The organism is Sphingomonas hengshuiensis (assembly GCF_000935025.1).
GTDB classification, from domain to species: Bacteria; Pseudomonadota; Alphaproteobacteria; order Sphingomonadales; family Sphingomonadaceae; genus Sphingomonas; species Sphingomonas hengshuiensis.
This window is the reverse complement of sequence record NZ_CP010836.1, coordinates 4,179,675-4,192,617: the sequence shown is the minus strand read 5'-3', so window position 1 is coordinate 4,192,617 and position 12,943 is coordinate 4,179,675. Positions and strand designations below refer to the sequence as shown.

Annotated in this window: 17 protein-coding genes and 1 pseudogene; 16 read left to right on the top strand and 2 right to left on the bottom strand. The window is 65.9% G+C overall.

Translation table 11 applies throughout. The features are described from left to right. Positions 1 to 69: 69 nt before the first annotated feature. A complete protein-coding gene (locus TS85_RS18985; RefSeq protein ID WP_044334314.1) occupies positions 70 to 717 on the bottom strand; it encodes an SOS response-associated peptidase in 648 nt (215 codons plus the stop codon). A gap of 123 nt (positions 718 to 840) precedes the next feature. Here TS85_RS18985 and TS85_RS18980 point away from each other — a divergent pair, with 123 nt between their 5' ends. The 16 genes and pseudogenes from TS85_RS18980 (at position 841) to TS85_RS18915 (ending at position 11,892) form a co-directional block, all read left to right on the top strand. Beyond that, positions 841 to 1,038 carry a hypothetical protein gene (locus TS85_RS18980; protein WP_044336648.1) on the top strand — a complete coding sequence of 66 codons (198 nt, stop codon included), beginning with the start codon at positions 841 to 843 and terminating at the stop codon, positions 1,036 to 1,038. A 599-nt stretch (positions 1,039 to 1,637) separates the two neighbouring features. After that, positions 1,638 to 2,000 carry a nucleotidyl transferase AbiEii/AbiGii toxin family protein gene (locus TS85_RS18970; protein WP_044334309.1) on the top strand — a complete coding sequence of 121 codons (363 nt, stop codon included), beginning with the start codon at positions 1,638 to 1,640 and terminating at the stop codon, positions 1,998 to 2,000. Positions 2,001 to 2,418: 418 nt separating this feature from the next. Then, complete coding sequence (locus tag TS85_RS25895) at positions 2,419 to 2,586, top strand: hypothetical protein (protein ID WP_173426246.1); 168 nt, start codon at positions 2,419 to 2,421, stop codon at positions 2,584 to 2,586. A gap of 123 nt (positions 2,587 to 2,709) precedes the next feature. Then, complete coding sequence (locus TS85_RS24290) at positions 2,710 to 2,904, top strand: hypothetical protein (protein WP_155006481.1); 195 nt, start codon at positions 2,710 to 2,712, stop codon at positions 2,902 to 2,904. Positions 2,905 to 2,934: 30 nt separating this feature from the next. Continuing rightward, on the top strand, positions 2,935 to 3,117 hold the full coding sequence (locus tag TS85_RS24285; protein ID WP_052508020.1) for a hypothetical protein: 183 nt from the start codon (positions 2,935 to 2,937) through the stop codon (positions 3,115 to 3,117). 573 nt (positions 3,118 to 3,690) lie between these two features. Continuing rightward, a complete protein-coding gene (locus tag TS85_RS18960; protein ID WP_044334305.1) occupies positions 3,691 to 4,014 on the top strand; it encodes a DUF736 domain-containing protein in 324 nt (107 codons plus the stop codon). 227 nt (positions 4,015 to 4,241) lie between these two features. Next, positions 4,242 to 4,367, top strand: a pseudogene (locus TS85_RS26455) (transcriptional regulator domain-containing protein); the annotation flags it as partial. A gap of 96 nt (positions 4,368 to 4,463) precedes the next feature. Next, positions 4,464 to 4,955, top strand: a complete 492-nt coding sequence (locus TS85_RS24280; RefSeq protein ID WP_162184743.1) for a DNA -binding domain-containing protein — start codon at positions 4,464 to 4,466, stop codon at positions 4,953 to 4,955. Positions 4,956 to 5,075: 120 nt separating this feature from the next. Continuing rightward, positions 5,076 to 5,351, top strand: coding sequence for a helix-turn-helix transcriptional regulator (locus TS85_RS18950; protein WP_044334303.1), 276 nt, complete (start codon positions 5,076 to 5,078; stop codon positions 5,349 to 5,351). Next, positions 5,348 to 5,878: a DUF2840 domain-containing protein gene (locus TS85_RS18945; protein WP_077228696.1), complete on the top strand. Its 531-nt coding sequence runs from the start codon at positions 5,348 to 5,350 to the stop codon at positions 5,876 to 5,878. The genes TS85_RS18950 and TS85_RS18945 overlap by 4 nt, the downstream gene beginning before the upstream one ends. After that, on the top strand, positions 5,875 to 6,456 hold the full coding sequence (locus TS85_RS18940) for a S26 family signal peptidase (RefSeq protein ID WP_044334302.1): 582 nt from the start codon (positions 5,875 to 5,877) through the stop codon (positions 6,454 to 6,456). Before TS85_RS18945 ends, TS85_RS18940 begins: the two co-directional genes overlap by 4 nt. Then, positions 6,456 to 6,800 carry a DUF736 domain-containing protein gene (locus TS85_RS18935; protein WP_044334301.1) on the top strand — a complete coding sequence of 115 codons (345 nt, stop codon included), beginning with the start codon at positions 6,456 to 6,458 and terminating at the stop codon, positions 6,798 to 6,800. Before TS85_RS18940 ends, TS85_RS18935 begins: the two co-directional genes overlap by 1 nt. A 62-nt stretch (positions 6,801 to 6,862) precedes the next feature. Beyond that, positions 6,863 to 7,504, top strand: coding sequence for a lytic transglycosylase domain-containing protein (locus TS85_RS18930; protein WP_227698537.1), 642 nt, complete (start codon positions 6,863 to 6,865; stop codon positions 7,502 to 7,504). 247 nt (positions 7,505 to 7,751) lie between these two features. Next, entirely contained in the window at positions 7,752 to 9,491 is a 1,740-nt protein-coding gene (locus tag TS85_RS18925; RefSeq protein WP_455430884.1) for a relaxase/mobilization nuclease domain-containing protein, read from the top strand. Positions 9,492 to 9,502: 11 nt separating this feature from the next. Beyond that, entirely contained in the window at positions 9,503 to 11,479 is a 1,977-nt protein-coding gene (locus TS85_RS18920) for a conjugal transfer protein TraG (RefSeq protein ID WP_044334297.1), read from the top strand. Next, positions 11,476 to 11,892 carry a hypothetical protein gene (locus TS85_RS18915; protein ID WP_044334295.1) on the top strand — a complete coding sequence of 139 codons (417 nt, stop codon included), beginning with the start codon at positions 11,476 to 11,478 and terminating at the stop codon, positions 11,890 to 11,892. The genes TS85_RS18920 and TS85_RS18915 overlap by 4 nt, the downstream gene beginning before the upstream one ends. Positions 11,893 to 11,941: 49 nt before the next feature. Here TS85_RS18915 and TS85_RS18910 read toward each other — a convergent pair whose 3' ends face one another. Then, positions 11,942 to 12,544 carry a hypothetical protein gene (locus TS85_RS18910; RefSeq protein ID WP_155006480.1) on the bottom strand — a complete coding sequence of 201 codons (603 nt, stop codon included), beginning with the start codon at positions 12,542 to 12,544 and terminating at the stop codon, positions 11,942 to 11,944. Positions 12,545 to 12,943: the final 399 nt, after the last annotated feature.

The following is a 12,943-nucleotide window of genomic DNA, read 5'->3' as shown; positions in this document are numbered from 1 at the left end:
CCTCTCAAGGCTGGTCGAGAGCTATGCTCCGCGGGGTGCGTGAGAAGACGGTCGTGGCGCGAGGTCCAACTACGACGCGGCCATCACATCCGACTGCGCGATCTTGCGCTTCACCCAAAGTTCGTCGGTTCGCGTCATCTCGATCAGATCATCGGGGAAACAGCGTTCCTGGAAGGCAATGAGATCGTCGAAGCTTCCGCGCAGCCAGCGATCGTACTCGTCGGCATGAAGCAACACCGGCATACGATCATGAACCGGGCGGATGGCTTCGTTGCATTCAGTCATTACGCCTGAATAGACCGGGCCCCATTCGACGCTGTCGCGCCAAAGACCTGCCCAAGCGAAGGTCGGCTGGCCCTTCACGGTGAACCAAGTGCGGGTCTTCGATCCCTTTTCGCCCTCGGCTTCTGCGAACGCGGTTAGCGGGATCAGGCAGCGCCACTCCGGCTTGCGCGCGAGGCCCACCCACATGCCCTTGTTGAGATCGGCAATGTTGTTGACGGGCTTTGGCTTGGCTTCCGGCTTCATCGTCTTCAGGCGAAGCGGAAAGCCCCAAACCATCGACTGCATGACGCGCACGCCTTCCTGCTCCCGAACGACCAAACCGGGCGCTCCAGGGTAAATCTCTTCGCCGGCATTGGACAGCACGGGGTTGGCCGCCCGGAAGTAGGCAGCGACCTCAGCCGCGCTTTTGCGGACCGCGTAAAGATTGCACATGCCGCGAGTGTAGCGCGCGCGCCGGCTAGAGCAACACCGCGAACGAAAAGAGAACAAAGTTCTTCCGCCTGCATTTGAATCGCTCTACGTTGCCGTCCTTCGATTCGAGCAGTGAGGTTCATCATGCAGCACGATGTCTGCCTTCGCGCCGCCGCGCGCGGGATATACGACGCCTGTTTCCCCACAGACGAGGTGGCACCCGTTGGCTTTGAAGAGGCCGAGCGGTTTGGAACCATTCATTACCGTCGCGCTGTCCAGGCGGCTCAGACGGCGCGCTTGCAGTTCCTCTCCGGGCGTGAGGTTCAGCCGAGCCTGTTCTGATGGCGCGTCGGGACAACCTCGCGGACGATTGGCCTCCCTTGCGAACCATCACGGATCTCGCCTTGGGGCACTGGAACGTCCGGCTCAGTTGTCCGCACTGCAAATACATACGCGTCGTGAGCGGCGGGGGCCTCTGGTACCTTTTCTACAATCGCCACTGGAGCGACAACGTTAGGGAGGCACCCCGGCGACTGTTCTGCGCGCGTTGCCGCGTACGGAATGGGAAGAAGGTCGCGCCTCGAATCGAGAAGACCAAGGACGCGCCGACCGGCGACTCCTTGCCGGACCCCAGCGATTATGAGTGGAAGAAACTGATCGCGCGGCACCGAAGCTAGGCTCGGTAACGCGCAAAATCCGCCATCTTATATCCGGCTGACCGGCTCGCGCCTGTCAGGTAGCTAACGGGCGGCTTTCGGTCGAAGTCTGCGGAGCGCGGGACCGGCGGAGCGCACGCTGGCGGCACCTTCGGCGCCACCAGGGGGCGCGCGTCTTTGCTTGCCGCGTGGCACGCTCGCGCGGCCGGAGGTCAGGGCGGCGGCTGGCCCACAGGCCCGCGCGCACGCCGCCCTGCCGGGCCGGCCTTTCGCGAGAGTGCGCTTTTGTCGGCCTGCGGCGGGGATCATGCGCTGCACCATAACGGCAAGCTGCGCGACGGACTTTCGCGGAATTATTACGACCTGCTAATGCTAGACCACGCCGGCGTGACCGCCGCTGCGCTCGCCGAGCACGACCTGCTCGACCATGTCGTGCGCAACAAGAGCCTGATGTTCGCCGACGCCTCGGCATCCTATGCGACCGCAGTCTTCGTGACACTGCGCTTGTCTCCGTCGGACGCGATCCGCGACGCACTCGCGCGAGATTACGCAGCCATGGCCGACATGTTCTTGGACGACCCGCCAGCATTCAAGGAATTGCTGGCGGGCCTGGACGCGCTCGAAAAGCGCATCAACGACGCAGGCTGAGTGCTCGCTCGCAACTTCTGGCTACCCCCGAGCCCTGCGCGCTGCGCTCTGCTGGCGGGGTTGCCAAGGTAACGAGACACCTGACAGTTACCGCGCGCGGACCCGGCAGGACCGGGGTCAATGCGACCGTGCGCCCATCGATATTTGGGCAATCAACCGGTCAAGCCGGACCAGCGACTGCAGCGTTGCAAGCGAACGATCTCCACATCGGCCCGCCGCCCGCATCGGGCACGTCTCCGCTCTTGGAGGCACTTCCTTGGCCCGGCGCACGGCCTGACGCCATCAACCCGTAAAGGGTCCGCTATGCTGTGCATGCGGCCGCTTCGCCTGCGGCTGCACGGTGATTGCAGCCGTGCGCCGGACACTTCGGGCGCCTGTCGAGCGGGGATGGTCCTCGCTCCGAGACAGGAGCTTGGAGATGCCGCTGAACCTCGCCCAGAGAAACGCCTGGAGCCTCGCACGGACGCTGATGACCATCGTCGTGGTGTTCCGGATCAACGGCAGCAAGTTCGGCGTCGCCGAGGCGCGGGAGTTTGATGGCGATCCATCGTCGATCGTCCGCGAATATGATCCGTTTCTGCGATAGGCCCGGTATCACCGGGCCGCAAACCGACCCGTTAGGGACGTTTGCCGATCCCTGCTTACGATGCCCGGGATGTCGATTGAGGGGCAGACGACATACCCGGGGGACACGGCGAGTCCGTGCGATGTGCTGGCGCTTGCGGATGCGTATCGGCGCGCCGCCGAAGCCTTGCTCCCTATCGGTCGCCGGCGCGCGCCGCTGTCGCGCGCGCCCTATCGGCTTCTCGCCATCCACGCGATCGAGCTCTACTTGAACGCCTATCTGCTCGCGACCGGGCATTCTCCCATCGCGGTCCGGCGCCTCCAGCACGATTTCGCCTAGCGGTCGAGGTGCGCCGTCGGCGCCAAGCGGGTGCTGAAGCAGCGCCCGCTCAGCCGTCTCGCGCGGCTGTCCGAGCGACGCGAATATCTGACGACGCGCTACGACTGTGCGCCGACCGATAGCTCCGCGCTGAACCGGCTCGCCGCATCGCTTGCGGAGATTTCCGAGAAGGTTTCCACATCCGTTCGCGCGCCGAAAGCCGGCTCGGCCTGACGATCGGGTTCCCCGTCTCGGCGGGGGCACGGTCTCGAACTGCCATGGACGGATTCCGAGGAGGCACCGATGGCAGAGGTCCCGCCACGTCGTCGGAGGCGCAATATCCGGCAGGTTTGGCGGGTCGCGGCTGACTCGAATAGGCGTTTCCGGGCTGGACTGGCCTGGGCGACGCCGATCAGCGCGGACGGCGTCGACCGGGGAGGGCGCATTCGTTGTGAGTGCCTTTCCGGGAAACCAGGATGCCAAGCCAGGACGCGGGTTACCGGCTCGATATGCCACGCCGATACCCTCTGGCGCAGGTGGTTCGCCGTCTTGGTCCCGTACCCCGGCCGCCCCTGAGGCCTCTCCTATGGCTATCTGGCCGGGCGGCGGCTTCGCCTCGCCTGACTAGCCGCAACTGCGTCGCCAGGACTTTCTTCCCCTGGGCTCACGCCCATTCCTCGCGAGGCAAGAAAGTCCGCGTCTGCAGTCCTCCGCTTCGCTGCGGGCAAAGCTGCGGCGTCATGCGCACCCGGCCTTCGAACGCCATCGAGGCCGCATGGGGCGGCCCGGGAATGAAGGACTAGTACAATGGCGAACATCGGCAGCTTCAAGAAGGTCGGCGAGGAATATCAGGGCTCGATCGTGACCCTCAGCGTCCAGGCCAAGGGCGTCCGGATCGTTCCGGAGGAAAACCGCCCGAACGACAACGCACCCACCCACCGGGTTTATGTCGGCCGCGCGGAAATCGGCGCCGCCTGGGCCAAGACCTCCGCGGAACAGCGCGACTATCTCTCGGTCAAGCTCGACGATCCCAGCTTCACCCAGCCCATCTTCGCGAACCTCTTCGACGACGAGGGCGGTGAAACCTACAGCCTGATCTGGTCGCGCCCGCGGCGCTCCGCCAACGACTGATCGAGGCCAAGGCGCCCCGCCGCAAGGTGGGGCGCCTTTCGCATTTGCGCCTCGCGAATGCAGTGCGTGCGGGGCTCTCCCCGCGACAGGAGAATGCTCCGCAATCCTCGGGTCTTCGAGCAAAGAGCAAGTCTCGCGAGCGTGACCGCCGGGAATAGTCCCGAGCCGGAGCGCCCGAAGTCGCTACCAATCCGCCCGTATCGGCGCACGTCGCCGCAGGTCTCGCGAAGCACGACCGCGCCGATTTCGCGCAGGAATTCCTGCGGCGAAATGCCGGCTATCGCGCAGCATGGCGCGCGCGTGAAGCATCGGCGGCGGCTGAATCTTTGTCGCTTGCGAGCGACAATGCCAGCCGCTGGGGCCTCGTGCGCCTGTTCGATCCGGAGCGTTCGGTACGCTGCGAGCCTGCGATCTGGCGTACGGAATGTGCATCGACGATCGTATCTCTGGTGCCTGCGCCCGGGCGTTTCCCCGGCGCCGCGCGACGACCCGATATTGTCCCGGCCGCCGATCATGACGCCGCCGATGGACGCCACCTCGTCTTCGACATCGCCGGCGTTCGGCACCGTTGGCGCGTCCTGGCGGCGTCGCCGGGCGCGCCGCTCGTGATCCTGTTGCCACCGCTGGGCGACCCACTGCGCGCTGCCGCCTGCGACGCCGCGCGCCGGATGCTTGCGGGTCTGAGCATGGCAGAACCGGCGTCGGTGCTGCGGCCTAGCGCCTTGCAGCGGCAACGCCTGACGCTGCTCCTGCGCATCCTCGACGCGTCGCTGGCTGGCGCCAGCAACCGCGAGATCGGCCTTCGCCTCGTCTACCCCTGGCTCGCCGGAACCGATGCGCTGGCATGGAAGGCGACCAGCGAGCGCAGGCGGGTCCAGCGGCTCGTCGCGGAGGCCCGCGACCTTGCCGCATCGGGCTATCGCGACTTGCTCCAGAGCTAGGGGCGACATTTCCCGAGGGGCGGTTTTGGCCGCTCCTTCGGCCCCGCCATCAGCCGCCATTGCAAGCCCGTGATTGGAACGGGCCCGCCGCGCTTGCCGGGTCAACGCCTGGAGACGCAGATGCCCAATGAGACGACGCAGCCCCTGTTGCGTACACCCGATGCCGCGATCCTGCTCGGCCTGTCGGCGCGCACGCTGGAGAAGCATCGCTGCTATGGCACGGGGCCTGCCTATCGCAAGCTTGGCGGGCGCGTCGTCTACGCAGTCGACGACCTGCTGCGCTGGGCTGATCAGGGCGTTCGGCGCTCGACCTCGGACGCCACCGCGAGCATCGTGCATCCTGCCAAACCCATCGACACCAGCGTTCTCGACAAGAAAGGCGCGGTGCGGCGATGAGCGCCGCCATCGCCTCCGCACACGCGCCAGGCGTTGTCCCGCCGAGCGGACAAGGCTCTGCCGGCGCCGGGATAACCACGGTCGAACTGACCTGGGTCGAGCAGGCCACCGAACGCTGGATCCGCTTCGGCGAGCCGATCCGCGATCAGGTCCTGGACCGTCGCCACCGCCTGCTTTCCTTCACCGCAGGCAGCGTCTTTGCCTTCGTGCGCTGGGCGTCAAACGACTATGGAACGCTGCTGTCGCGGCTCGATATCGTGCGCGCCGTCGGGCCTGGCCAGGCCTATTCGACCTTGCCCTGCGTCTCGCCCGGCGGCGAACTGCTTCTGCATCTCGGCGGCTGGCCCAAGGTTCGGACATGCCTGCTCCTGATCGACGCCATTGAAGATATCGGCGTCGATCCGTGCGCGGTCGCACCCGATTACTGGCGTCATGCGCATAACAGGCTGATCGCCGGTTACCCACCGCGCGCCTATTCGCTGGCGCGGCATCGCGCGTGGCTGCTGCGCCGGAGCCTGGGGGCATGAAGCGCTTCCATATCCTGCTCACCGGCTATTGCGCGATCGGCGCCGTGGTGCTTCCGGCATTCATCCGCCCGGCGCCGCGTCTGGTCTGGAACGCCAGCGCCAGCGTTCCGGTCGGTCTCTATTCGGCCCGTCCTCCACGCACCGCCAAACTCGGCGACCTCGTCGCGGCGCATGCGCCTGCGCCGGTCGCTGTGCAGATGGCCGAGCGCCATTATCTGCCCTTGCGCGTGCCCATGCTGAAGCATGTCGCCGGCGTGTCGGGACAGACGGTGTGCCGCGCCGGCCTGACGATTTTGATCGACGGAAAGCGCGTTGCCGAGGCTCGGATGCACGACCGTTTGGGGCGTCCCCTGCCGCGTTGGAGCGGATGCCGGACCGTACGTCCCGGCGAGGTTTTCCTGCTCAATCCCGCATCTGCCGGCAGCTTCGACGGGCGGTATTTCGGGCCGGTGCCAGCTCACGGAATCGTCGCGGTACTCGATCCGCTTTGGCTTCCCGGCGGTGACGAAACCGCTCCGGCAAGCGCGCCCGGCGGGCGCGAAACCTCCCCTGAACCCGACGCAAAAAGGAGCAAGTGATGATCAATATTGGTGTGTTCAACGCGCGCGACGACGGCTTTACCGGGCGCCTTGAGATCCTCGCGTTCGGCGCCGCGCTGACGATCGTGCCCGCGACGCGGAGCGATATCCCGAACGCGCCCGACTACCGCGTCCATGTCGGCGAGGCCGGCGACGGACCCGAAGTCGGCGCCGGCTGGAAGCGCACCGGTGAGAAGGCGGGCGCCTATGTCGCCATCGTCATCGACGATCCCATTCTTCCCCGGCCGATCCGCGCGAACCTGTTCCGGCCCATGCTCGAGGGGCAGCCGCATCTGCTCTTCTGGCAGCGCAATCAGCGCCGTCGCGAAACCGAGCAGCAGTAATGCGCGGAGCGATCGGCCGCCGATGCAGGGGACCAGCCGTGCTGGCGTGCTTGTGTGCTGCCATGGCGAGCGCGCAGGCGCGGCCTGCCGCAGCGGCATGTTCGCCGGCTGTAAACCTCGACGCGCCGATCGCAACCGCGGCCCGGCGCTTTGCGCTCCCGGACACGCTTATTCGCGCGGTGATCGCCGTCGAAAGCGGTGGTGTGGTCTTCGCGGTATCGCCCAAGGGGGCGATGGGCTTGATGCAACTGATGCCCGGAACCTGGGCCGAACTGCGCCAGCTTCATGGCCTCGGGGTCGATCCATTCGACCCGTGCGACAACATCCTCGCCGGCGCCGCATATCTTCGCGCGTTGCTCGATCGCTATGGCGATCCTGGCTTTCTCGCCGCGTATAATGCGGGTCCGGGACGCTACGAAGCCTATCTGGCCGGGCGTCCGCTGCCTGCCGAAACCATAGCCTATGTCGCCAGACTGTCTGGCCGAAGGATGGGCGGCGATGTTCAAATTGCCGTGCGGGAACTGCCCGATCCCGAGGCCTGGCGACGCGCGGAACTGTTCGTCCGCGCACCCAAGGTGGCGGAGCATGACGCCGGTCGGGACCCTGCATCTACGTCTCCCGAACCGACATCGGTGCCGCAATCCAACGCGTCCGGACCCGCACAAGACTCTGTCTTCGTACGACGGACCGGGGATCCGAAATGACTGGATGGTTGGCCATGTTGGACGTCGTTTGCCTCGCCAATGGAAAGCGCGATGAGAGCTTAGGAGGGGCAGCAGGGAGGGGTAGCTGGGGATGGCGAGATAAAAGCGCCGCCGTCTCCGGGCGGGCATGTGGTTGTTCCTGCAGAAGAATTTGCGCCGTCGCCCGCGTACCCCTGCCGTCGCCTCCCCGATTTTATCCTGGAAAATCAACGCTCGAAGCGCTGGCAGCCTCGCCGGGGGCACGATCGTGACCGAAGAGGACGATTTTCGGACCAAGCCCGGAAAGGGACGAAGCCGGGGTTCGGGCCGCGTCAAGCTGCTGAGCCTGGCCGCGCAGGTCAAGCGCGCGGCGGCGCGCGCCGGCTTCGCGCGGCGGTCGACACGGCGCGGGGGCGGGACCGGGCGGCTGGGCCGAGGCCGTGTCGCCGCGCTCGCGGGCAGGCGCTCGGCCATGTCGCGCCGGGTGGTGATCAAGGCCCGGGTCGTCCGCCACACGGGGCCGCGCTTCACATCGGCGCCGCTTGGCCGGCATGTCGCCTATCTCGAACGCGACGGCGTGACCCGCGATGGTCGGGAGGCCTCGATGTTCGATGCGCGGTCCGACCAGGCAAGCGGCGACGCATTCGCCGGGCGTTGCGCCGATGATCGCCATCATTTCCGCTTCATCGTGTCGCCGGAAGATGGCGGCCAGCTTGCCGACCTGAAGGCATTCACCCGAGAGCTGATGGACGACGTGTCCAAGGATCTGGGCACGCAGCTCGACTGGGTCGCGGTCGATCACTGGAATACCGACAATCCGCACGTCCATGTCCTGGTCCGCGGGGTCACCGATGACGGCGCCGATCTCGTGATCGACCGCGACTATATTTCCCACGGGCTTCGCGATCGCGCCGAGAGCCGGGCAACGCTTGAGCTTGGGCCACGCAGCGCGCGTGAGATTGACCAGGCGCTGGGGCGGGAAGTCGAGGCCGATCGGTGGACGGGCCTCGACCGCGGCTTGCGCGCGCGTGCAAGTGAGGATGGGATCGTCGATCTGCGGCCTGAACCGGGGGCCAAGTCAGACCGCCGCAATTTGCTCCTGACCGGACGGGCGCAGAAGCTCGAGCGGCTCGGCATCGCCACCCCCGCCGGGCCCGCGCGCTGGGTTCTCAAGCCCGATGCCGAGGCCCGGCTCCGTGCGCTCGGCGATCGCAGCGACATCATCAAGACAATGCACCGCGCGATGCGCGACGCCGGGCACCGCATCGACGAAGGGCGGCTCGCAATCCACCCGTCCGGCGAAGCCGCGCCGGTGATCGGAAGGCTGGTCGCGCGCGGCCATCAGGACGAGCTTGCGGGCACCGCCTATGCGATTGTCGATGGCATCGATGGCCGTCACCACCATCTGCGCCTTCGCGATCTCGAGTTGACCAGCGATGCCGCCCCTGGTGCGATCGTCGAACTGCGCACCTGGCAGGACCGGGGCAGGGCACCGCGCACCGCGCTTGCCGTGCGCAGCGATCTGCCGATCGGCCAGCAGGTCACAGCGCGGGGGGCGACGTGGCTCGATCGCCAGTTGCTCGCCCGGGACTTCGCGCCCGCCAACCAGGGCTTTGGCGCCGAAGTCCGGGAGGCGATGGCGGCACGCGAGGAGCATCTGATTGCCGAGGGGCTGGCATCCCGGCGCGGCGGCCGCGCCGCGCTGGCCCCGAACCTGATCGAGACGCTCCGCGCTGCCGATCTGCGCGAGGCGGCGGCGCGGATATCGCAGCGCACCGGGCTCACGCCCTATGAGACCAGGCCGGGATCGACGATCGCCGGCACCTACCGCGAGCGCGTGACGCTGGCATCGGGCCGCTTCGCGATGATCGACGATGGCCTCGGCTTCCAGCTCGTGCCCTGGCGCCCCGCGCTCGATCAGCAGCTTGGGGCAAGCGTGACCGGCACCATGGCTGCGGGTGGCGGCATTGAGTGGACCATCGGCCGCAGCCGCGGCCTCGGCATCTAGGAGACGGGCAAATGCAATCGACCAAGATCCTGTGGGGCCAGGTGATCATCGTTCTGCTGATCGTGGCCGGCGCGGTGTGGGGCGCTACGCAATGGACTGCCGATGCGCTCGGATATCAGGCGGCGCTTGGCCCACCCTGGTTCTGGTTGGCGGGCTATCCGGTCTATCCGCCGCCTGCCTTTTTCTGGTGGTGGTTCAGCTACGACGCCTACGCGCCCGCCATCTTCGTTCGCGGTGCCTATATCGCCGCGTCGGGCGGGATCGCGGCGGTGGTGGTGGCGATCGCCATGTCGGTGTGGCGCGCGCGCGAGCGCAAGGTCGCCCAAACCTATGGGTCGGCGCGCTGGGCAACGGCGCGCGAGGTCGAGCAAGCGGGCCTGCTCAGGGATGACGGCGTCGTGCTCGGCCGGCTCGACAATGCCTATTTGCGGCACGACGGACCGGAACATGTGCTGTGCTTTGCGCCCACCAGATCGGGCAAGGGCGTCGGCCTCGTCATCCCCTCACTGCTGACCTGGGCCGGCTCGGCGATCGTCCACGACATCAAGGGCGAGAACTGGACATTGACCGCGGGCTTTCGAGCACGGGTCGGCAAGGTCTTGCTGTTCGACCCGACCAACCCAGCCTCGTCCGCCTACAATCCCTTGCTCGAGGTTCGAAAGGGCGAATGGGAAGTGCGCGACGTGCAGAATGTCGCCGACGTGCTGGTCGATCCCGAAGGCTCGCTCGAGCGTCGAAACCACTGGGAGAAGACCAGTCACGCGTTGCTGGTCGGAGCCATCCTCCACGTCCTCTATGCCGAGCCCGACAAGACGCTTGCCGGGGTCGCCGCCTTTCTCTCGGATCCCGGGCGCACGATCGAGGCGACGCTCGACGCGATGATGTCGACCCGGCATCTGGGAGACGCTGGCGTTCACCCCGTGGTGGCGTCTGCCGCGCGCGAGCTGCTCAACAAGTCCGAGAATGAGCGCTCGGGTGTGCTCTCGACCGCAATGTCCTTCCTGGGGCTCTACCGCGATCCAATCATCGCGCGCGTGACCAGCACATCCGAATGGCGGATTGCCGATATTGTCGAGGCCGATCGGCCGGCCACGCTCTACCTGGTGGTGCCGCCGTCGGACATCAGCCGCACCAAGCCGCTGATTCGTCTGCTGCTCAACCAGATTGGCAGGCGGCTGACCGAGGAACTGAAGCCCAGCGCGAAGCGGCACAAGGTGCTGCTTATGCTCGACGAGTTTCCGGCGCTGGGACGGCTGGATTTCTTCGAGTCCGCGCTCGCCTTCATGGCCGGCTACGGACTGAAAGCGTTCCTGATCGCCCAGTCGCTCAACCAGATCGAAAAGGCATACGGGCCCAACAACGCGATCCTCGACAATTGCCATGTCAGGGTAAGCTTTGCGACCAACGACGAACGCACTGCCAGGCGGATCTCGGACGCGCTCGGTACCGCCACCGAGATGCGCGCGATGAAGAACTATGCGGGGCATCGGCTGTCGCCCTGGCTTGGACACCTCATGGTGTCGCGCACCGAGACCGCACGTGCGCTGCTCACGCCGGGCGAAGTCATGCAACTGCCGCCCGACGACGAAATCGTGATGGTCGCAGGTGTCCATCCGATCCGGGCGCTGAAAGTGCGATATTATTCCGATCGGCGTTTGACTGCCCGGATCATGGATCCGCCAGCGTCGGCCACCGCGCGGGGCTCGCGCGCGAATGACTGGGCGGGCTTTGCGACACCCGGCCAGGGCCCTGCTGCCGCCGATGCGCAGGCAGGGGCGGACGATCAGGCCAATGGCGGCATCCGGCGCGAGCCCGAGCTGCCCGTTGAACAGGAGATCGTACCACCGCCGCCGCTGCCGCCGCCCGGCGAGTTCGAATTCGACGACGGCGCCAGCGACGATGCGGCAGTTACGCGGCGCGTAAACGAGCGGATGCATGGCAACGCCCGCCAGGCCTCACTCGACCCTAAGGATGGAATCGAACTATGAGCACGCTGCGTATCAAACACACGTTTCGGCTACCGCCGGATCTGTCCGGGCAGCTCGCCGATTATGCGGCGCGCAAGCGCGTGACGCAGGCGTTGGTAGTAGAGACCGCGCTGTCCTCCTTCCTGTCCGGAGACAGCAGCGAGCATCTCGAGGCCGTCCTTTGCCGTCGGCTCGATCGACTTGCGCGCCAAGCGGACCGGCTGGCGTGGCATGTCGAGCTCAGCAACGAGACGCTGGCCTTGTTCGTACGCTTCTGGCTGGTCAACAATCCGCCACTGCCCGACACTGCACGCCCGGCGGCGCAGGCCATGGGCAAGGAACGCTGGGAGCGTTTTATCGAGGCGCTCAACCGTCGGATGGAGTTCGGGCCGCGGCTCAAGAATGAGATTTCCGAAGATATCGAGCCATCATGATGCTGGTGCCCCGGAGTAGACGTGCTGTCCTCGCACAGGAATCGCGCGGTCAGGCAGGTCTCAGCGCATAGAAGTTAGCGGTCTGCGACCAACATAATTTCAGCGGTGGTACGGTTCTCGCCTCCACTTGGTCGAGAAAGTCATCGAAACTCGCTGCCTTCAAAACGCCGGGCGCGATCTTTCGCAGCTTCTGAGGAGCGTCGAGTGCTGACAGGTCAACGGAAGTGCCGGTAATGTCGGCCATCATCTCGACGAGGTCCTCTAGCGAGGTCCCTTGCTGAACCTGCAGGCTGAACTTTCCGTCATGTTCGTTGCTTGGCCCCTGGCGGGAGGTGAATTCATGGTACAGATGTGCGCTCCATGCAATCAGAGCGAGCCCGACAACGATGACCGCCGCGGCGATCAGGTTTTGATAGTCGAACGCGGCCTGTAGGCTCGTTTGACTTTCGGGACGCCCGAGAACGACGAGCGCAAGGTTCAAAATCGTTTCCCACAGGCCCGGGACCAGTACCGAGACGCCCAGTGCGACGATCGCCAAGCCCATCCGCGCAAGGTTTAGATAGCCCCAGCCGGGTCGCTTCCTGAATATCGAGATCGCGGACTTCGTGATCTCGACCATGTCCTTGCGCAAACCAGAATTCGCATCCGGCATCAGAGTGCCGCCACACCCGCTTGGCTGCCGCTGCCTGCTGCCGCGTGCTTGGCAGAAAAGCTCACTCGACCGTCGATGCTCTCGAAACGAACGCTCCCGCTCACGAAGTTAGACCTCGCCAAGGCTTCCCCGAGATATTCCTCACCGATGATGGGAAGAACCGCCGTAACGACTGCCGACACCAGCAATTCCGGGCGTTGCGCCGCCTGTCGAGGGATTGTCCGACAAAGGGCGAAAGGCGCACCATTCTTGATTACGCAGATCGGCGTCTGGCCATCGTCGCAGCACACTTGGCCGCCCGGAGGGTTCGGGCAATCTACACAACTGCTCATCATATCCCCAAAGGCTTAGGTCTGTGCCAAACGGACCGAACCTAACTCGACTTCCGCACATAATATA